We start from the raw sequence: 19542 nt of genomic DNA, 5'->3' as shown, positions 1-19542 counted from the left end.
CAGTTTTCCCGATCTAGTAAATCGGTTTTCCTAATGTGTAAAGGTAGCAAGATCATCATGCAGGACATTTGCAAAAAATTTACTGACTGTTATGAAGAAGATCCTGTACCTGTTCTTCGCACTACTACCGATGGTAGGGGTTGCGCAGAAAAATACATCGACTGGCTCTGTGAAAGGACGTGTTACCACAAAGGATAATCAACCGGCTGCTTTTGTTTCCATTATTGTTATCGGCACTGACCGGAATGCGATCAGTGATGAAGGCGGATATTTTTCAATCAATAAGGTACCGGTGGGGGCACAACAACTTGAGGTTTCCCTTATTGGTTATGAAACACTGCGTCAGCCGGTGGAGATTGTAGAAAATCAGGCCGCCAGTGCAGACCTGCAGGTTACGATCTCTAACAGTCAGCTGCAGGAAGTAACGGTTACAAGCTCCAAAAGCAAGTTTGTTTTCAAATCAAGCGAATATGTTGCGCGCATGCCTTTGCGCAACCTGGAAAATCCACAGGTATATAATGTGGTAGGCAGGGCACTGATGCAAGACCAGGTGATCATCGAGCGTACCGATCTGTTCCGGAACATTCCCGGCGCTGTACCGAATTTTTCGGCCGGAGGATCAATGGGATTGAGCATGCGTGGCTTTTCCACTACCATCGGTATGAGGAATGGGATGGCGACCAGTGCGATCGTGCCCCTGAATCCTGCGATACTGGAAAGAATAGAATCGATCAAAGGCCCGTCAGGAACCCTGTTTGGCAGCAACCGGAACGTTACTTTTGGGGGAGTATACAATTATGTCACCAAACGCCCGTATGACCAATTCGGTGGTGAGATCAGTTTTGCTGCCGGTAGTTACGAGTTCGGAAGGATCACGGCTGATATCAATACACCCCTGAATAAAGAGAAGACCATACTCCTGCGCATGAATGCAGCGGCCCAATCGGAAGGAAGTTTCCAGGATCAGGGATTTAATAAGAACTACACGTTTGCACCAACCTTCTCCTACCAGGTGAATGATCGTTTGAAGTTCACCCTGGATATGGAAATGACAAGAGGCAACTATACCGTTGTTTCATTCGGTTTGGGAAATCTTGCAAATATCACCGCGCGCAATTTCAAAGATCTTCCGCTGGATTACAAGAAATCTTATATCAACAACAGCGTTGATGTTAACAACGGTATCAATAACCTGCAGGCGCAGATAGAGTATAAAATATCTGATCAGTGGAAATCCCAAACTAACTATTTGTATTCCGTAGGCTTCTATAAAGATCTTTACTGGACCGCGCTGAACATGATCAATGATTCTATGTTTGCCCGCGTGGTAAGAAACCAGACGCCGGAAACATTCGGCAATATCGAGATCCAGCAGAATTTTATTGGCGATTTCAAGATCGCCGGTATCCGAAACCGCGTGGTAGCCGGTATCGATTACAACTATAACTATAATGAACTGTATCGTGCGACCGTTAATTTCGATACTATCAATATTCTTCGGCCGACACGCGTAATGAGTGTGCCGGCTCTCGAAGCCGCTTCAGCAACCCGCTTTGCAGCTACCAATACGGTGTCCAGGAATGCAAGCGTATATGTTTCCGACGTTGTAAATATTACGGAAGAGTTAATGGCGATGCTGAGTGTACGTGTCGACCGGTTTTCGACGAAAGGAACTTACGCGCCGGCAACAGGGATCTACACCGGAGCCTATGAACAGACTTCCGTTTCGCCGAAGTTTGGTCTTGTTTATCAGATCATCCGCAACCGCATCTCTCTGTTTGGAAACTATATGAACGGTTTTGTGAATGTCGCACCCGTTACACAACCAGATAATACGATCCTGGAATTGAAGCCGCAATATGGCAATCAATGGGAGGGAGGCGTGAAATTCGATCTGTTCAATACTCATCTGAATGGTAGTGTCAGCTTCTATAATATCGATGTAACGAACTCGACAAGGACTGAACTGGTAAACGGACTGAATTTCACCCGTCAGGATGGAACGCAACGGAGCCGTGGTATAGAGGCCGAAATTATTGCAAGCCCGGTTAAAGGATTGACGATCGTTGCCGGCTATGGTTATAATGAGAACAAATATGTGAACTCAGCAGTTGCATTAAAAGACAAGAATGTTATTTTCAGCCCTAACCATATCGGCAATATGTGGGTGAGCTATACAGTGCCGGCTGGCGAGATAAAAGGATTGGGGATCGGGGCAGGTGTGAATTATACAGGTGCTTCCTGGTTTGATGCAGCCAACTCTTTCAAGATCCCTGCGTACACGCTGTTGAGCAGCACCATTTTTTATGATGCGCCAAAATTCCGGATCTCGTTAAAAGGAAATAATCTTTCAAATGAACGTTACTGGAATAATAACGGTTCACCACAGAAACCAGCAAATTTTATAAGCAGTGTCTCGTTCAAATTCTAAGCGACGGTTCAAAAATATTGTGGGTTTTATCCACCTCTGGCTCGGACTTGTGTCCGGGCTGGTGTTTTTTATAATGGCCCTGACCGGCGCGATCTATTGCTTTCAACCCGAGTTGTCAAAGCTGACGCAATCTCATCTGAGCATCAAAAAAGAAACCGGTCCATATTTGGCGGTATCGCGATTAAAAGAAATAGCCGCACAGCAATTGCCGGATAAAAAGCCGACACGGATCATTTATAAAGATCGGGATGAACCGGTGGTCGTTCATTTTATAAAACGCGGTAAGGAAGCTTACTACTGGGCTGTATTCCTGAATCCATATTCCGGCGAGGTATTGAAAGTGCAGAATATGGATGATGAATTCTTCCGGTTCATGCTCCGTGGCCATATGTATCTATGGTTTCCGCAGACTGTCGGGAAGACGATCACCGGAATTTCCATGATCATTTTTACAATCATGATCATCAGCGGTATCGTTTTGTGGTGGCCCCGTAACCGTGGCGCACGAAAAACGAGCTTCAAAGTGAAATGGGGGCGTCTCCAAAGCGACTGAATTATGATCTCCACAATGTGTTGGGCTTTTATGCCAGCTGGGTGCTCATATTCACCCTCGTAACAGGACTTGCATGGAGCTTTGAAAATGTAATGGCTGCGGAATACTGGGTGTTCAGCGGAGGTAAGACAAGACCGAAACCGCCAGTATTCAAATCTTACAAAGACGATACTGCTGCGGACGTATCGGTTATCGATGAAGTGCTGGCATCGGCCACAGCGGCTTATCCCGGTTTCGAACATTATCAGGTAAGACTTCCGGAAACAGACTCAGCCTCTTACCAGGTGATGATGTATTATGATGAAGGTAAATTTGCACGAACAGATAACCTGTACTTTGATCAATATAGCGGGCAACGTTTTAAACCTGCTAACTGGGGACTGTACGAAGATGCAAATGGCGGGGAGAAAGCTAACCGCATGACGTATGATATCCATACAGGTGGAATAGGCGGACTGGCGACGCGCATACTTATTTTTTGTGTGGCGCTGATCGCTGCTTCATTGCCGGTTACAGGATTTTGTATCTGGTGGGGCAAGCGAAAGAAAAAGAAACAGTAGCTTGACCCTGATCAGAAACTATTGCTTTACGGTAAGAGAGCCAATACCCAGGTCATTTACTTCGACTTGGTTAGTCAGGGCGTCAGGGTCTTCCTGATTGATGTGCTTTATGAACGCGTTCAAAAAGGGAACGGACAGAAGAAATAGATTAGAATTAGTTTCATTGGGTGTTCTGTGATTTGATGTGGTCAGAAGGCTTCGCCACTATGAAAATAGAAGCTCGATCCTTCAGAGGTAAATCCTATATCAAATCTTAAATAGATATCTTTTTTCCTGAACAACAGGTAACGGATACCGAAGCCGCCGGAATAGCGCAGGTTGGCCACGCGCATATCGCCGATCTTTGGTCCGACTACCGCGGCGCCCGCAAATACCGCCGCGCCAAATCTTTTATGGAATGCGAATGGGAGCATCCTGAATTCTGTTTGTGTGCCTATCAGGTTCTTGTCGCGGAAGCGACCCTGGTAGTAACCCCGCATCAGCAGGTCTCCGCCCATTAAGGCAAGTTGGTTGAACGGGGCATTGCCATTTACAAAAGTTCCGTAAACCTGCCAGGCAAGTGTATTGCGAAGACTGAGCCTGTGATACGAACGCAGGTCTGCATTGATAACATTGAAACGAAAATCACTTCCCCAGGCCGGAGCATACTGCAGAAAGGCAAGTTCTGCGAACATGCCCTTCCGGACGTTGAGTACATTATGTCGTGTGTCATAAACCAGTGCAACGCCAAGCCCGAGATTGGTTGATCCATCACTTCCTGCAGGTAAGACATGCGGCTGTTGCAGGGGCTGCTCAAAATGTACATTCCACAATGACTGGAAGTCTATTTCCGGTCCAATGAAAAAGTTTTTCTTCACTTTCCGCAGGATGCGTTGACGGAAGATGATATTATGAGCGTCAACCACTGCATAGTTATCGGATTTTGTATCCGGGCCAATTCCATAGTAAAATAAAGGGAAACGTTGAATGGTTGTACGGCCAAGAAAGAACCATTTGTCTTTATCGCCATAGATGGCGTTTTCCAGCATGGCTCCATATTGTGCTTTGAAAGTAAAGAATCCGCTGGCCTTGATCTCACTGAGGCGGTTATTGATGTTTTTCTTTGCGCGGAAGAGTTTGAGGATCGAGCCACCCATTTCTACACCTGTTTCAGGGGAATAGCCCAGGGAAGGATAATAAGTGAAACTTGGCTGGTTCTCATCAGCGGTATCGTTGAATACGCGATTGATCTGCCGTCTGATAAATGATGGGCGGCGGATCGTATCGGAAGCGGTCTCCTGTGCTTCGGTGATTGAGCAGAAGCAGAGGCAGATAATGAACACAAAGACCAGCGCGCTGACCGGGAATTTTTGCGGATAGAAGGGTTTCACGCGCGAAAGTTAAGGCAAAATGTCTATTGATCAGCCGGGTCAACGGATGGTTGTGCGAGAACTCCAGCTGTATTGCCGGAAGAGAACGCGGTCAGATTACACGTTCTTGCGAAGCAGGCCCTGCGGCGGAGCAACGACACACCACGTCTGTTGCATGTCGCTGCATCCTCCGCGTTCGTGCCTGCGTAATTAAACGGATAGCTGCAGGGAATTCCTGATCCTGACGGCCTTCCTGAAATCTTAAAGCCTGGTCAACGATCATCGTTCGTCAATGGCCATGCTCTCCCTCGCCGGAATTGGTGATCCTGGCTAATACAAAGAATGCGCCTTTGGTGACGATCCTTGCATTTGCCGGGATTTGTTTCAGAACGGTGATCTGTGTATAGCCGACTTCAGAAGTTCCCTTTGCCACCGGTATTTTTTCAAATGTCGTGCTATTGCCCGTTTCTTCATGTGTTTCTTTATGATCCTGCGGTTCTTTTACAAGGAATATATAGTCCTGTCCCTGATGGGTCACGATAGCATCGTTCGGTACAGCTGGTGTGGTGATCTTATCAAGACTGATAAGGGCGGTGATATTCATTCCGTCGATCAGGCCTGTTTTATCTCCCTTCACTGTTGCGTGAACACTTACTGCTTTACTTTCATCTTCAAACGATGAACCAAGTGAATAGATCTCGGCATCGTATTCTTTGCCCGGGTTGTTGGTGAGCGTGAAATGAATGCTCTGGTTATCTTTCAGTCTCGGCAGATCTTTTTCGTATACAAAAAGATCCAGGTGAAGCTGGCTGTTGTCGACGATATCTGCCACAGGTGTATTCAGGTCAATGTAGCTGCCGATCTTTACGGACACATTGCTGACGATGCCTGAGATGGGAGCACGAAGAGACAGCACGGAGATCAGCTGGCCATTTTCCAGCGATGATGGATTGATGCCCATTAACAGGATCTGCTGCGCTAAGGCTGATTTCCTGGTACGCAACGCGTTCAGGGATGATTCGGCGGATTGCAGATTTTTCAGGGCCCCTGCATTTCCCGCATTAAGTTCTTTCTGCCTGCTATATTCCTGCTCAGCCAGTGTAATGCGGGGATTGATACTAAGATATTCTTCCTGCGACTGGATAAAATCCGGATTGGCAACAGTTGCGATCACCTGTCCTTTTTTGACAATGTTACCAGGTTGGATCAGTAAGGATCTGATGATGCCGCTGTATAGCGAGTTGACAGATGCTTTGTTTTGGTTTGGTACGCGAAGAGCCCCGTTCGCCCTGATAGAAGCAGTCAGTTGTTTTTCTTCAATACCACCGATCTCAATGCCGATGCTTTTGATCTGCTCCGCCGTAAGCGTTGCAGTATTGCCGTTTCCGTATTCGTCATTGTGCCCCTTTTCCTCTGTTTGCGCTGCCGGCGATTTTTCGTCTGCGCTTCCGCATGATTGCAGTTTCCAAGCAAGAAGGGTGAAAATTAATATTGTTGCTGCATTTTTCATCTGTATTCTTTTGATCTTATTGATTATTGTAGTAATAAAGCTGGATGACGGATTGATTGTATGCATTCAGGTTCTCCAGGTAATTGCGCTGAATATCGATAGCCTGTGAAAGGAATTGTGATAGCTCAGCGAAGCTGATCTCGCCTGCGCGATAGGCTAATGAAGAAGCTTTGATGATCTCACCCGCCTGTCGAAGCCCCGTCGCTTCATAGAATTTTAGCATGGCGTTATTTTTTCTGACCTCTTTTTCTGCCTTGATCAATTCTGTTTTGAAGACCTGCTGCCCGTATTCGTATTGCTTCCGTTGAATTATTGCTTCAGCCTGGGCGGCTTTTATCCTGTTTCGATTAGCGCCTGCACCGAATAAAGGAACCGCAACCGATACAGAAAAACCGGAGAACGGATCATTAAGGCCATACAACCGCTGACTGAAGAAGCGCCCGGAGAACTCAGGCCGGTTCTCATTTTTAACGACGGCAATGCCGGCATTGGCGATATCCAGGTTCTGCTTTTGCAGGATCATCAGGGGATGTGATGAGTCTGTTGACAGCACGGGCATCGTTAACTTTTCAAGCCGCGTATCTGCGGGAAGAAAACTGGTGTCTGTGTTCAATAGTTGCATCAGCGATTGTTGTTGTACTTCCACGTCCGTTTCGATCTGCTCCAGCATGGCCTGTAGTTCATTCCGGCGAACGTTTGCGGCAATACTGTCAAGGCCGGGGCTGTCACCGGTCTTGACTTTTAATGTCGAAGCATCACTAAGGGAACGGTAGATGCTATCCAGGCGGCGATACAGGCCCTGTTTGTCCTGCAGATACCAAAGCTGGTAGTAAACTGAACGGACGTTGCGTTTGATCTCTGTATGCAGTACATCCGTATTCAGTTCAGAATATTCAAGCTGTTCCTGGTACAGATTGCGCTGTGCTTTGTATAAGCCGGGCCATGCGACGGATTGTGAAAGCCCGATCTTCATGATGCCTTTTTTATCACCTGGGCGCAGATCTTCGTTTTCTGCGAATACACCCGTCTTTGGTAATGCGCTTGCTGTATTCACCATTGCTTTACCACGTTGGATCTGTTCTTTATTAATGTCCAGTTGCATATTGTTGTCTGCCGCGGTCAGCACCTGCCGGATCGTTACGCGTGTGTTGGTTTCCTGCTGTGCATTGGATAAAACTGAAATGAATAATCCGATTGTGATCAATGCAGGACTTACCGGTATTTTCATGCTGCGTTTTTTCTTGTTGGAGAAAATAATGTAGAGCAGTGGGAGAACGAAGAGCGTGAGGAAGGTCGCACTGATGAGTCCTCCGATCACTACGGTTGCGAGTGGTTTTTGAACTTCCGCACCCGCACCTGTGGAGAGTGCCATCGGGATGAAGCCCAGCGATGCAACCAGTGCTGTCATGAGTACGGGGCGGAGGCGCGTTTTGGTTCCTTCGAATACCCGCTGAAAAACATCGTGCATGCCCTCTTTTTCCAGTTGATTGAATGTGCTGATCAGAACGATCCCGTTCAGGACGGCCACACCAAACAGTGCAATAAAACCAACGCCCGCAGAGATACTGAAAGGCATCCCTCTTATCAGCAGTGCAAACACTCCGCCGATAGCACTCATCGGGATCGCGGTATAGATCAACAGAGCTTCGCGCATGGAATTGAAGGTTAAAAAGAGTAACAGGAAGATCAGCGCCAGGGCGACAGGTACGGCGATCTGTAAACGTGCGGAAGCCTGCTGAAGGTTTTCAAACGTTCCACCATAAGTGTAGTAATATCCCGGTGGCAACAAGTTGGCGGCATTCAGTTTTTGCCGGATCTCTTCCACAACACTCTCTACGTCGCGGCCAGCTACATTGAATCCAACAACGATCCGTCGTTTGCCATCTTCCCGGCTGATCTGCGCCGGTCCCTCTTTAAATGATACAGATGCGACTTGTGACAGCGGGATCTGTTTGCTATCCGTTGTTGAAAGGAAAAGATTGCTAACATCATCAATGGATGTACGGTTTGCACTATCCAGCCTTACAACGAGATCAAACTTCCGCTCATTCTCAAAAACAACACCAGCGGCCTGTCCGGCAAATGCGGTACTGATGGTCCGGTTGATATCATCGATGTTCATGACATACGCAGCAATGCGTGCACGATCATAATTGATCGTGATCTGTGGCAATCCTGTAGTGCGTTCTATCTGCGGAGAGGTGGTGCCTTTTACAGATTGGACCAGGCGTGCTGCACGGTTTGCCAGGCTGGCGAGTGTGTCGATATTCTCTCCGAAGATCTTCACGGCCACATCCTGGCGGACACCGGTCATCAGTTCGTTGAAACGCATTTGGATCGGCTGATTTGCTTCAAAAAAAACACCCGGGATCACTTCCAGTTTTTCCCTGATCATTTCTGCAAGCTCATCATAATCTTTTGTGGTTGTCCATTCTTTCTGTGGCTTCAGTACAATGATCAGGTCAGTGGCTTCAGGAGGCATCGGGTCGGTTGGCACTTCCGCGGAACCTGTTTTGCCAACAACCATTTTCACTTCGGGAAATGACTTGATGATCCGGCTTGCCTGCATGGATGTTTCCACGCTTTGAGAAAGCGATGTTCCCTGGGGGAGGATACAGTGAAATGCATAATCTCCTTCGCGCAATTGGGGAATGAACTCACCACCCAAACGCGAGAATAAAAACAGCGCAACTGCAAATATGCCTACGGTCACCGCCACGAGGGCCATACGGACCTTTACGGCTTTCTTCAGCAATGGTGTATACGCGCGTTGCAGGAAGTTTATCATCTTATCAGATAATGTTTTCTTATGCAATGGTCTTTTAGGGAGGATCAGTGCAGACATCATCGGGATATAGGTAAGCGAAAGTATCAGCGCTCCAAGGATTGCAAAGCTCACTGTTTGCGCCATCGGGCGGAACATTTTCCCTTCTATGCCAACGAGCGTCAGGATCGGGATATATACGATCAGGATGATGATCTCGCCGAATGCAGCACTGCTGCGGATCTTTGATGCTGATGCGAATACTTCATCATCCATTTGCTGCTGAGTCAGCGTGCTGGTAGATTTTCGGGATGCCAGGTGATGCAACGTGGCTTCCACAATGATCACGGCACCATCCACGATCAGTCCGAAATCGATCGCTCCAAGGCTCATCAGGTTAGCACTTACGCCAAAGGCATTCATCATTCCCAGTGCGAATAACAGGGAAAGCGGAATGGCGGAAGCAACGATGAGGCCTGCGCGGAAGTTTCCGAGAAACAGCACAAGTACCAGGATCACGATCAACGCCCCCTCGATCAGGTTTTTCTTTACTGTATCAACCGCGCGGTTTACAAGATCTGTCCTGTCGAGATAAGCTTCGATGATCACGTCAGGCGGAAGCGATTGCTGTATGGTCTTCATCTTTTCTTTGACCCTTGTTACCACGGCTGCGCTGTTGGAACCTTTCAGCATCATTACAATTCCTCCCACTACTTCCTTTTCGCCGTTGAAGGTGACAGCGCCATAGCGGACTGCGCTTCCGAGTTGAACGGTTGCAACATCTTTGATCAACACAGGGATGCCGCTTACTGTTTTGATCACGATATTCTCAATATCCTGTAGTGATGAAACAAGGCCGATCCCGCGGATGAAATACGCGTTTGGTTTTTTATCGATATAAGCACCGCCGGTATTGGCATTATTCTTTTCGAGTGCGGTGAATACTTCCGCCATATTAATGTTCATCCCTTTCAGGCGATCGGGATTGATGGCCACTTCGTATTGTTTCAGTAAGCCGCCAAAGCTGTTGACCTCGGCAACACCCTCGGTGCCATATAGCTGACGGGCAACGATCCAGTCCTGCATAGTGCGCAGGTCCATGGCAGTATACTTATCTTCCGATCCCTTTTTGGGATGCACTACATACTGATAGATCTCACCGAGGCCGGTGCTCACAGGAGCAAGTTCCGGATTGCCGATCCCCTTCGGGATCTTTTCTCCGGCTTCCTTTAATTTTTCCGAGATGAGCTGCCGCGCGAAGTAAATGTCAACTTCGTCTCTGAAGACGACCGTGATCACCGATAAGCCAAACCGGGAAATAGAACGCATTTCTTCCAGGTCAGGTAAATTGGCAAGACTTTGTTCAATGGGATAGGTAACCAGTTGTTCGGTTTCCTGCGCAGCGAGCGTGGGCGTGGAAGTGATGATCTGTACCTGGTTGTTGGTAATATCGGGTACAGCATCGACCGGTAATTTTCCGGCGCTCCAGAGACCCCAGATGATCAGGGCAAGTGTGAACAATCCTATGATCAGTTTATTCCTGATCGAGAAATCAATTATCTTATTTAGCATGACGGATCAATGATATAAAGAGGTAATAGTATCTGTAAACAGACATCATCACCGGCAGCGAAACGACAATAGAGAACGGTACAATGGTAATGATACCGGCCATCCGCATCCTTTGGGACGCATATGTTCTCCGGCTCTAAATATTGTGTTACGCTGACGGTCTGATGACTTTTGCTAAGTCATAGAACAAGGGTGTCAGGAAATTTGATCGGTAGTAAAATCCGGGTTACGAATGATAACCTTTGTGCGATGACGCTTAGGATACTAATTGAGGCGGCTGCCAGATAGGGAGCGAGATGGAGATCAACGCACCCGTATAGCGGTCGGCATATGCTGGTGCAAAGGAAAGGGTTGCCTGGAGACTGCCGGTGTAGGACTTCGGGTATCCATAGGCTGCGCAGCAGGAGCAGGCGCAGAATGGCGGGCAGTCGTCAGAGCCATCTTCATGTTCATGATGGTCGTCCTGGACGAGTTGTGTTTTCGCCTTACTGTCTTTCAAGCCGGCAGACAGGTCTTTACAGGGAGCAAGGCTCACTGCAAAGATTATCATGGTCATGATACAGGCGAATAATTTCATCGGAAGTGAAGATAGAGCAAAAAGGCGAATGATTATAATCCAATGTCGTTTGTTGCAAGGCGTTAACAGTTTTGTCTTGACGCTGGTTTTGTTACGTTGTAGCAAACGACGAAGCGCTCTTTGGTTTCTCAGCTTACTCCGCAATAATTATACGGCTGATCAAGCAGCCTTCGGTAGTGGCAAACGGTCAATCAGCGGCATTTTGTAGTCATCATCCGACAGCCATTTTCCTTGAATGGACTACAGCTGAAGATAATTTGGATGGGTAGCTTTGGACTGTCGATCAAAATTATCCATCACCCGCTAATATCCCTGAAATGACAACCTGGCGTAAATTTTTCCAATCAGTTTTCATCCGTCAAAATGAAAACCCGGAGTCAGTAATTCCGACTGAGTCAATTTATCAACCGATGATCGATATTGATATATTCCGTTTTGTGGTTGCTCAGCATTTCGGTGCAGCCAGGGAACAGGAGGCGCTTGCCATCGGCTACAGCGAATATTATGCGTTGATGGTAGATGAACTCCGGTTCCAGGGATATGAAGTGAGCATGCAGGTTGGTGCTGACGGAAAGCTATGTTATAAGATCTCAGCGGATGCTTCCGGTAAAGTTGCCTGAAAGCAGGTGATCGTTCTTCATGAAGACCTCTCTGGTTATCAACAGAGGTGCTTTCTATGCTTCATCGATCAGCCTGCTGAGTTCATTCATTAATTCATGCATTTCAAAAGGCTTAGGAATAAAGCTGTCTGCACCCGCAGAAAGAGCGACGGCGGACCCGTCAGTATTGGCAGAGATCGCAACGATCTTTATTTTTTTACCTGCTTCTTCCTTTCTGATCAACCGTGTCAGTTGATCTCCCGGAAGAACGGGCATCCATAGATCTACCAGTAAAAGGTCCGGAGAATGTGTGAGGATCAGTTGCAGCACTTTTGAGCTGTCAGGCTCCGCGATAGTCTTGTAATGTCGTCCGATCATCAGGTCCAGCACTTCAAGTATACCGGGATCGTCATCGCAAATAAGTACAGTCTTTTTTTTCATGGCAATTGGGTGGTTTGAGCCTTCGGTTAGAATGACCGGGGGGACTTCAGCTGTTAAAACGATCATCAAACGGCTTTGTTGTTCACGTGGCCGGACAGTTGGCTGTTTGGCCCTGTTAAGGGGTCTTTATGACAGGAAATTGGGTATTTACGTCTGGTATGGGCAAATTGGTGCTGATCGTTTTTATAACATGCTGATAAATTAGCTCAGACAGCGGCACCCTTTTCGCACCTTTTCCTGAAATGTTAGCTATGCAAGATCAATTCATCAAAAAGTACTGGGAAGAAGAAAATACGTTGTTCTATCTTCATTTTCATAATGCAAGGGCGGTAAGGCAAATTGAGCTGACTCCGGTAAAAAAAGTGTATCTGTCATCAGAACAGCCAGACGCTGATGATACTACACTATACGATCAATCAATAGATGACCTCGATCCGGATCAAAAGGACTTCATATCCGCCAGTGAGTTTGAGAAGATCTGGGAAAATGGCAGGGCAGGAGAAGTGCAAATCAAAGAAAGAGTACCCAAAACCGGTCTCTGAAACCCGGAAAAGGAAGATCGGGGCCTGACCAACAACTTTGCCTCAGGCGTTCCGGTGCGCCATGTATTATCGAAGTTTCCGGGAAAGCCCGATTATTAAGCTTATCTTCATTCAAGTACAGAAGAGTTATTTATCGATATTCACAGACAGATTCGCCAGATCCGAAAGATCTTTCCTTACCTGCCCTCTCTCTTTTGCTTATTGTAGTCTCTATGTACGCTTTCGTTGTCAGCTTATTTCAAAATTGTGTGCGTGGCAAGCATGTGTTTGATATGGAGCTTAAGGATGCTTAAACACTTTTTATTTTAAACGTAAAACGGAATCAGTATGAGGTCGAATTCAGAGATAACTGTGGCCAATTTCAGGGAATCAGCAGTAAGATCGTTTCTTTTCTTTTGGTATGATTTTGAACTAAAGGTGAAAAACCTGAACAGAAAAGAAGATGAAAATGTATTTCAGCAGTTGCGCACCCGCTATGCAGAAGCTTTGAAAACTTCATTGCAGCAAACGGCTGAAAAACTGTTGATCAATTTCCAGGGAAATAAGCAAGGATTGAGAGTATGTTTGACCGAGCAGGTATCTCATAATATTTCTGCGTTCATGGGTAAAGTTGATTCACTGTAGTGCATAGATCTGGCTGGATCTTTCAATCTGACTTTAATGGATGATAAGAGATCAAGGTCTGCCTGACTTGTATCCGGTTATCGGGATCGGTATTGAAAACAGCATGAACCATTTTATCAATATTCCTTCCATTGGCCGTTTCAGGGGGAACAGGTCTTCCTGAAATGATAATGAATTTGGTGTGGATCATTTCCACGCCTTCACCTAAGACTTGTTATGATATTTTGTAAAAACGATCTGAATTTTTTGCATTACAGATGGGTGCCGGAGGTTGATGAAGAAGGGACTATTTATTCAGGTGGCCCAACCCGCAGGACATTTGATCCCTTCAATGGCAACCAGGTACTGTTCCTGATCAATTGTTATGGCTTTGAGGCCGGCAGTCTGACATTGAAACAGGTTCATGAAATAGAAAATAAGATCGCCTATAATCTTCCTGTTGGATTAAAAAGCGAGCGTTCTGTATTCAACTGGATAGTTGAACAGACTTTGGATAAGGCTGAGCGGCCCACACGTTCATCCTGATCATTCACTGGCCAGCCAGTTTCCCCTGGCTGTTCTGCCACCAGTCCAACCTTCTTCCGGTTTTCGGATCATCTCCCTGCTTTTAATGTTAACGGAGATTAACCTTCCTGCATTTTCCCGTACAAAAACACCGGTTTTTTCTTCCATTGTTAAAGGATCGTAACGCTCATTAACGCTGTTTAACATGGCGTTCCATCCTTCACAATTGCCTTGCCTTCAGTGCATTTGCGTTTTACTTTTGTCCTGTCATCGTTGCTGAACACGGTAACGGGAAAAACAAAAAAGTAAACCACACAAATACAACATTATGAAAAAGATCATCCTTACAATCGCAATCGCAATCAGCAGTTTCCTCGCATTTGCCAATGAAACAAATGTCAGCGCAGCCGTACAGACCGCCTTTAGCCGTGAATTTGCCGGTGCAAAAGAAGTGAGCTGGACAAGCGGAACGGGTTTCTATAAAGCCTCATTTGTTTACAATGAGCAGCATGTTGCCGCTTTCTATTCTTATGAAGGTGAAATGCTTGGTCTGGCGAGAAATATCAGATCACTGGATCTTCCGATGAGCCTCCAGCGTTCTTTGAAGAAAGAATATGGTGGACGCTGGATCACAGAGCTGTTTGAAATGTCTAACGCAGAAGGAACCAGCTACTACATTACGCTTGAGCAGGCCGATTCAAAAGTTATACTGAAATCGGAGAATGGTTCTCAGTGGAGCGTTTACAAGAAATCCTCTAAGGCATAGACTTTATCTTCTTTATAATAGTGTGATCATCATCATTACCAGGAAATTCAATTAACCGATCGTACAACCTTAACCTTATAAACCTTAATGGTGGTCATTCGACCCCGGCTTTACAGAAGCCGGGGTTTTTTATGCAATGTCGTTTAGTTGGAGATCATCCTACACTGGCTCGATGGCCGATGACTGATGGCCGATGGCCGGGTGCCGCATTTGGATGGAAGCTATTGCTGCTAATTGGTATAGGATATTGACACGAGTAGGGATATGTATTTTGGCCAACGGCCATCAGTCATCGGCGATCGAATGAACTTTCGGGAAAATCATTGAACTAAACGACATTGGTTTTTTTGAAAGAAGGGTGAGCCTGCCTTCAGCTGGATAGTAGCGTTTTGCAAATGGCTGATTTTCATGATTATGTACTACGATTGGTCAACGCCTGTATATTTTAGGCTTGTCAGAAGTATTGCATATTTGCTGTATCTCCTATGTTTCTTTGCTCTATCTGTATGCTTGTCGCGTTCTTCAGGCGTGGTTGTCGCGTATTAGCAGCGTAGTTGTCGCGTATCGGGCAAGGTTGTGTGCGGGGCTTCACGGTGATATTGCTATGGGCCCAGGCCTGATCGCCGCCTGTTTGAACGGCAAAGAACGGTCCGTTTTTCTGATGCAATGATAGCCCTTCCGGGAAGTCGCCGGTGCCCTTCGGACCGATCGTGCTTTATCTTGTACGAAGTATGATTATTGTCATTTCTGAAGCTGATCTGCTACCGATTGATCAAATGCTGCAAACTGTTCAATTATCTTTACACCACATCTTTTAATAAACTTTTCAGCATGTTCAACGGAGAGGGTTTTATTTCGGCAAAGCAGGCACTGGATTGCATTCAGTCCGGTAATCGTGTTTTTATTCATGGCAGTGCGGCCACGCCCGTTGCTTTGATCAAAGAATTGCTGACGATGCATGACAGGCTAAAGAATGTAGAGCTGGTAAGTATTACCAATCTTGGTGAGGTTGATTTTACAGGCGAAGATTTCAGCAGAAGTTTTTATTTTAACTCTTTGTTTGTGTCCGCCAATACGAGAGCTGTGGTCAATAGCAGTGCGGGCGATTATGTACCGGTCTTCTTAAGTCAGATCCCGCAATTGTTCCGGCGTAATATTCTTCCGATAGATGTGGCATTGATACATGTCTCTCCTCCGGATAGTCATGGTTATTGTTCTCTCGGTACTTCTGTAGATATAGCGAAGGCCGCAGTTGATACTGCAAAGATCATCGTTGCACAGGTAAATCCGAAAATGCCCAGAACGCATGGCGATGGTTTTATTCATAAAGACCGGATCAATTACATGGTGTGGGAGGAGGCGGAGCTTCCGGAAGTGAATTACTCTGCAAAGATCTCTCCGGCTATTGCAGAGATCGGAAAGAATGTCGCCTCGCTGATCGATGATGGTGCCACACTGCAGATGGGGATCGGCAGTATTCCCGACCAGGTGTTGCAGAATCTTCTTAATCATAAAGATCTGGGTATTCATACGGAGATGTTGTCTGATGGTATCATCCCTTTGTTGGAGAAAGGTGTGATCAATAACCGTAAGAAGAAGCTGAATGTAGGGAGAACCGTGACGGGTTTTATGGCGGGTACCCGCAAATTGTACGATTTTGTTAATGACAATCCGCAGATCCGGGTAATGGATATTGCTTATGTAAATGATACAAGCGTTATTCGTCAGAATCCTAAAGCAACGGCGATCAATAGTGCAATCGAAGTTGATCTGACTGGCCAGGTTTGTGCTGATTCCATCGGAGTGTATCAGTACTCGGGTATTGGCGGGCAAATGGATTTTATGCGGGGCGCGTCTTTGTCGGAAGATGGAAAGCCGATCATTGCACTGCCTTCTGTTACTTCAAAAAATCAATCGCGCATTGTTCCTTATCTGAAAGAAGGAGCGGGGGTGGTCACTACGCGCGGGCATATTCACTGGGTTGTAACTGAATACGGAAAAGTCAATTTATTTGGAAAGAATCTCAAGCAGCGCGGGCATGCGCTCATAAGCATTGCTCATCCGGATCACCGGGAAGCTTTGGAGAAGGCGTTCTTTGAACGGTATAAAGTGGAATGAGGGTGTTGATTTTGATGGGATAATCTTTTTTGAAGGTTTTATGTTCAGGAAGCTGGGGCGAAAGTTCAGCCGGTCGTTCAGTGGGGTGATCATTCACAGCGGGCGTTGAAAAATACCACTTTTCAGCGATTGCAACCTGTCTGCTGAGTTATCATATTTACAGCAAAATAAGATATGAAGATCGCAAGCCTTACCACCACGATACTCCTGCTATCATTAACTGCCAGTTCCCAGGTTTCGGTGCAACGACCCACAGAAGTCAAAAAGCTGCAGTCTACTGAAGTGATGAGGAAAACACCTGTCAATACGCTCCCTTCGCCGGTTGCGTCAACTCCGGATCCTGTGTCGACAGCTAATCTCACGCCTGGGAAGGATCTCAGCGTCCAGATCAGGAGCTTGCAGTATAACCCGGCTAATGGCGGATCGGTTCAGGTGAATTATGTTGTTAAGAATAACGGTACAGAAGCACTGGACATTAATAACATTGGTATTCAGGGTTACCTTGATTACAGTCCCGCCAGACCAACCGATCCTGCGCCATCATGGCCGGTCAATGGCAAGAATTATTTTATAGCGGGAGGTCATGTTCTGTCAAGCATGCCTGCGGTGCTGAGTCCGGGGCAGGAGAAGGAGGGGGTGTTCAATTGCTTCAACCTTGCGAGGGATCATTATTTCAATACGGCGGCTGAGTATACTTATATGGTTTGGGTTGATAAAGACAAAAAGATCAGTGAAGCCAATGAGGCCAATAATTTCGCAGTGTACAAATTCAGAGGTTACCAGGGCCAATATCAACCAGCTGTATCTGCTTCTCAATATTACCTGACGAACGCGTTTATTACCATCCGGACAGGGGCTGATAATAAAGAGAAAGAATCTGAGGTGAATTTTCGTTTGATCCCTGCAATGACAAAAGACTTAAGCAATACGCAGAATGAGTTCATTGCTAAAGTTCCAAAAAACCAGCAATCATTCTCACCCAACTCATCTGCTACATTTCCACTGAACCTATTCATGTCCGCCACGGCAAATTTGGTGAACCCGGCAACGAGTCTCGCTTCCTTTAATCAAAACGGGCTTGGACTGGCAATGGAATACAAAGCAAATTTTCTGCTTGATGCGTGGAAGATCGAACAGGTAGAGCTTACCTTGTATTTTAAAGATGCAAACGGACTTTATCATCCAACCCAGGGCATTAAAACAATAAAGTTTAATATGCCCGCGAATACTTTCTTAGATGGCTTTGGGAAGAAAATCCTTGTGTGTAAAGCGGATAACGCCCTGAATGCTGTATCAGTTAAAACAATTGAGAAGTTCTCTGAGTATTGATGCGTTCAGTCACGCTACCCGCTTTATGAAAAATGCTGAATAACAGTGCGGCTAGAATTTGTTATCATCAACATCATTAATAAATCCGATTACACCCTGCATAAATACTTTTTGATCATCCCACATCGCGAGGTGGCTTCCATCAGGGCAGTAGAGGTATCTGCCTTTTTGAACCATCTTGCTTTGTTCTTCCATTGCTTTGGGATCCATGGTGTCATGTTTTGCACCGATCATCAGGGTGGGGACGGCAATTTCTTTCAATCTTGCTTTGATATCCCAGTTTGCCAGTCGCGCTTCCGGTGTCATACCCATTTCGCTTGGACCTTGCATTAAAGTGTATACGGCGTTGTTTGCATGTTTTAGTGCACGGTTTACGGCATCAGGCCATTCTTTGAGGCGACAAACATGTTCTGTGTAGTAGTTGGGCATCAGCAGCTCGAAATACCTGGGATTGGCATAGTCTTTTTTTGCTTCGATGGATTTTATTTCGGCAAGTACTTCCGGCTTCATTTGTTTCATTAACACGTCTTCTGCATACCTGGTGTATTCAGGGGCGCTTGCCATCATATTGGCGACGATCAGGCCTTTCAGGTTCTGCTGATACTTTAGCGCATACTCCATTCCGAGAATACCACCCCAGGAGTTGCCAAGTATATAGAAATTTGTACTGTCGGCACCAATAGCCTGCCGCACCTGCTCTACTTCTTCTACAAATCTTTCCGTTGTCCATAAGCTGCTGTCCGTCGGTTGATCACTATAATAGGAGCCTAGCTGATCATATTCATAAAACTCGAACCCCTGGCGCTGAAAAAAGGTTTCAAAGCATTCCATGTATTCGTGGGTCAATGATGGGCCGCCATGCAGTAAAAGCACTTTTATTTTGGGATTTGAACCGAAGCGTTTTGTCCAAACCTTGAAATCGCCCACGGGCGTTTGGATGGGGATCATCTTTACTCCGGCTCCTTCGATCGAGTCATTGTAGGAAAAGTAATCCGTAAGCGTTTCCGGATTTTTGGGTGGTTGGTTACACGATGTTATAGTGAAAGCTATTACAAAGGCGAGGAGTGGAGTAGAGCGCATGGGGAGGGGTTTGGTGATGATAACATTTTCTAAATATAGGGGTTGCCGGGCGGGCAAGGGCGCTTTTTTTTCGAGGGGTTGCCGCGAAGATTCTGATTACATTTTTTGCCGGACGGGCAAGGGCGTTTTTTTTCGACGGGAGGCCGAAGACTCTGTTTACTTTTTTTGCCTTGATGCAAAAAAAGTAACAAAAAAAGATCAAGGCTACGCGCAATAGCCAGCC

Annotated in this window: 16 protein-coding genes and 1 pseudogene; 9 read left to right on the top strand and 8 right to left on the bottom strand. The window is 46.3% G+C overall.

The window, feature by feature from the left end:
- Positions 1 to 91: 91 nt before the first annotated feature.
- Both LZZ85_RS17820 and LZZ85_RS28850 read left to right on the top strand, forming a co-directional pair.
- A complete protein-coding gene (locus tag LZZ85_RS17820) occupies positions 92 to 2431 on the top strand; it encodes a TonB-dependent receptor (RefSeq protein WP_237874698.1) in 2340 nt (779 codons plus the stop codon).
- A 73-nt stretch (positions 2432 to 2504) separates the two neighbouring features.
- Positions 2505 to 3544 (top strand): annotated as a pseudogene (locus LZZ85_RS28850) (PepSY-associated TM helix domain-containing protein).
- Between the two features lie 188 nt (positions 3545 to 3732).
- Here the strand turns inward: LZZ85_RS28850 and LZZ85_RS17805 are convergent.
- The 4 genes from LZZ85_RS17805 to LZZ85_RS17790 all read right to left on the bottom strand — a co-directional run bounded on the left by LZZ85_RS17805 (position 3733) and on the right by LZZ85_RS17790 (position 11316).
- On the bottom strand, positions 3733 to 4914 hold the full coding sequence (locus tag LZZ85_RS17805; RefSeq protein WP_237874695.1) for a BamA/TamA family outer membrane protein: 1182 nt from the start codon (positions 4912 to 4914) through the stop codon (positions 3733 to 3735).
- Between the two features lie 268 nt (positions 4915 to 5182).
- A complete protein-coding gene (locus LZZ85_RS17800) occupies positions 5183 to 6403 on the bottom strand; it encodes an efflux RND transporter periplasmic adaptor subunit (protein WP_237874694.1) in 1221 nt (406 codons plus the stop codon).
- Between the two features lie 16 nt (positions 6404 to 6419).
- Positions 6420 to 10739: a CusA/CzcA family heavy metal efflux RND transporter gene (locus LZZ85_RS17795; RefSeq protein ID WP_237874693.1), complete on the bottom strand. Its 4320-nt coding sequence runs from the start codon at positions 10737 to 10739 to the stop codon at positions 6420 to 6422.
- Between the two features lie 256 nt (positions 10740 to 10995).
- A complete protein-coding gene (locus LZZ85_RS17790; RefSeq protein WP_349291747.1) occupies positions 10996 to 11316 on the bottom strand; it encodes a DUF6660 family protein in 321 nt (106 codons plus the stop codon).
- Between the two features lie 410 nt (positions 11317 to 11726).
- Between LZZ85_RS17790 and LZZ85_RS17785 the strand changes: the two genes are divergently transcribed.
- On the top strand, positions 11727 to 11936 hold the full coding sequence (locus LZZ85_RS17785) for a hypothetical protein (RefSeq protein WP_237874691.1): 210 nt from the start codon (positions 11727 to 11729) through the stop codon (positions 11934 to 11936).
- Between the two features lie 54 nt (positions 11937 to 11990).
- Here LZZ85_RS17785 and LZZ85_RS17780 read toward each other — a convergent pair whose 3' ends face one another.
- Positions 11991 to 12356 (bottom strand): response regulator, encoded by a 366-nt coding sequence (locus LZZ85_RS17780; RefSeq protein ID WP_237874690.1) that lies wholly within the window; start codon positions 12354 to 12356, stop codon positions 11991 to 11993.
- 251 nt (positions 12357 to 12607) lie between these two features.
- On the opposite strand from LZZ85_RS17780, the gene LZZ85_RS17775 reads away from it, so the two are divergent.
- The 3 genes from LZZ85_RS17775 to LZZ85_RS17765 all read left to right on the top strand — a co-directional run bounded on the left by LZZ85_RS17775 (position 12608) and on the right by LZZ85_RS17765 (position 14047).
- Positions 12608 to 12898 (top strand): hypothetical protein, encoded by a 291-nt coding sequence (locus tag LZZ85_RS17775; protein ID WP_237874689.1) that lies wholly within the window; start codon positions 12608 to 12610, stop codon positions 12896 to 12898.
- Positions 12899 to 13225: 327 nt separating this feature from the next.
- A complete protein-coding gene (locus tag LZZ85_RS17770) occupies positions 13226 to 13522 on the top strand; it encodes a hypothetical protein (protein WP_237874688.1) in 297 nt (98 codons plus the stop codon).
- A 216-nt stretch (positions 13523 to 13738) separates the two neighbouring features.
- A complete protein-coding gene (locus LZZ85_RS17765; protein ID WP_237874687.1) occupies positions 13739 to 14047 on the top strand; it encodes a hypothetical protein in 309 nt (102 codons plus the stop codon).
- Here the strand turns inward: LZZ85_RS17765 and LZZ85_RS17760 are convergent, their stop codons facing one another.
- Positions 14048 to 14194: a hypothetical protein gene (locus tag LZZ85_RS17760; protein WP_237874686.1), complete on the bottom strand. Its 147-nt coding sequence runs from the start codon at positions 14192 to 14194 to the stop codon at positions 14048 to 14050.
- A gap of 160 nt (positions 14195 to 14354) precedes the next feature.
- Between LZZ85_RS17760 and LZZ85_RS17755 the strand changes: the two genes are divergently transcribed.
- From LZZ85_RS17755 to LZZ85_RS17745, 3 genes are all read left to right on the top strand, one after another.
- A complete protein-coding gene (locus LZZ85_RS17755; RefSeq protein WP_237874685.1) occupies positions 14355 to 14792 on the top strand; it encodes a hypothetical protein in 438 nt (145 codons plus the stop codon).
- Positions 14793 to 15623: 831 nt separating this feature from the next.
- Positions 15624 to 16910 (top strand): acetyl-CoA hydrolase/transferase family protein, encoded by a 1287-nt coding sequence (locus LZZ85_RS17750; protein WP_237874684.1) that lies wholly within the window; start codon positions 15624 to 15626, stop codon positions 16908 to 16910.
- Positions 16911 to 17084: 174 nt separating this feature from the next.
- On the top strand, positions 17085 to 18239 hold the full coding sequence (locus LZZ85_RS17745; protein WP_237874683.1) for a CARDB domain-containing protein: 1155 nt from the start codon (positions 17085 to 17087) through the stop codon (positions 18237 to 18239).
- A 51-nt stretch (positions 18240 to 18290) separates the two neighbouring features.
- Here the strand turns inward: LZZ85_RS17745 and LZZ85_RS17740 are convergent, their stop codons facing one another.
- Both LZZ85_RS17740 and LZZ85_RS17735 read right to left on the bottom strand, forming a co-directional pair.
- Positions 18291 to 19319: a proline iminopeptidase-family hydrolase gene (locus tag LZZ85_RS17740; RefSeq protein WP_237874682.1), complete on the bottom strand. Its 1029-nt coding sequence runs from the start codon at positions 19317 to 19319 to the stop codon at positions 18291 to 18293.
- 29 nt (positions 19320 to 19348) lie between these two features.
- The coding region (locus LZZ85_RS17735; RefSeq protein ID WP_237874681.1) for a hypothetical protein at positions 19349 to 19542 on the bottom strand (194 nt) is incomplete at its 5' end.

Source organism: Terrimonas ginsenosidimutans, assembly GCF_022012415.1.
GTDB lineage: Bacteria > Bacteroidota > Bacteroidia > Chitinophagales > Chitinophagaceae > Terrimonas_A > Terrimonas_A ginsenosidimutans.
Note: the sequence above shows the minus strand (reverse complement) of the source record. Positions and strands in the feature narration are given on the sequence as shown.

What these genes read in the sequence shown, in the direction of transcription:
- LZZ85_RS17820 (WP_237874698.1), top strand. Translation starts at nt 92, where the DNA reads ATGAAGAAGATCCTGTACCTGTTCTTCGCACTACTACCGATGGTAGGG.
- LZZ85_RS17800 (WP_237874694.1), bottom strand. Translation starts at nt 6,403, where the DNA reads ATGAAAAATGCAGCAACAATATTAATTTTCACCCTTCTTGCTTGGAAA.
- LZZ85_RS17795 (WP_237874693.1), bottom strand. Translation starts at nt 10,739, where the DNA reads ATGCTAAATAAGATAATTGATTTCTCGATCAGGAATAAACTGATCATA.
- LZZ85_RS17790 (WP_349291747.1), bottom strand. Translation starts at nt 11,316, where the DNA reads ATGAAATTATTCGCCTGTATCATGACCATGATAATCTTTGCAGTGAGC.
- LZZ85_RS17785 (WP_237874691.1), top strand. Translation starts at nt 11,727, where the DNA reads ATGATCGATATTGATATATTCCGTTTTGTGGTTGCTCAGCATTTCGGT.
- LZZ85_RS17780 (WP_237874690.1), bottom strand. Translation starts at nt 12,356, where the DNA reads ATGAAAAAAAAGACTGTACTTATTTGCGATGACGATCCCGGTATACTT.
- LZZ85_RS17775 (WP_237874689.1), top strand. Translation starts at nt 12,608, where the DNA reads ATGCAAGATCAATTCATCAAAAAGTACTGGGAAGAAGAAAATACGTTG.
- LZZ85_RS17770 (WP_237874688.1), top strand. Translation starts at nt 13,226, where the DNA reads ATGAGGTCGAATTCAGAGATAACTGTGGCCAATTTCAGGGAATCAGCA.
- LZZ85_RS17765 (WP_237874687.1), top strand. Translation starts at nt 13,739, where the DNA reads ATGATATTTTGTAAAAACGATCTGAATTTTTTGCATTACAGATGGGTG.
- LZZ85_RS17760 (WP_237874686.1), bottom strand. Translation starts at nt 14,194, where the DNA reads ATGGAAGAAAAAACCGGTGTTTTTGTACGGGAAAATGCAGGAAGGTTA.
- LZZ85_RS17755 (WP_237874685.1), top strand. Translation starts at nt 14,355, where the DNA reads ATGAAAAAGATCATCCTTACAATCGCAATCGCAATCAGCAGTTTCCTC.
- LZZ85_RS17750 (WP_237874684.1), top strand. Translation starts at nt 15,624, where the DNA reads ATGTTCAACGGAGAGGGTTTTATTTCGGCAAAGCAGGCACTGGATTGC.
- LZZ85_RS17745 (WP_237874683.1), top strand. Translation starts at nt 17,085, where the DNA reads ATGAAGATCGCAAGCCTTACCACCACGATACTCCTGCTATCATTAACT.
- LZZ85_RS17740 (WP_237874682.1), bottom strand. Translation starts at nt 19,319, where the DNA reads ATGCGCTCTACTCCACTCCTCGCCTTTGTAATAGCTTTCACTATAACA.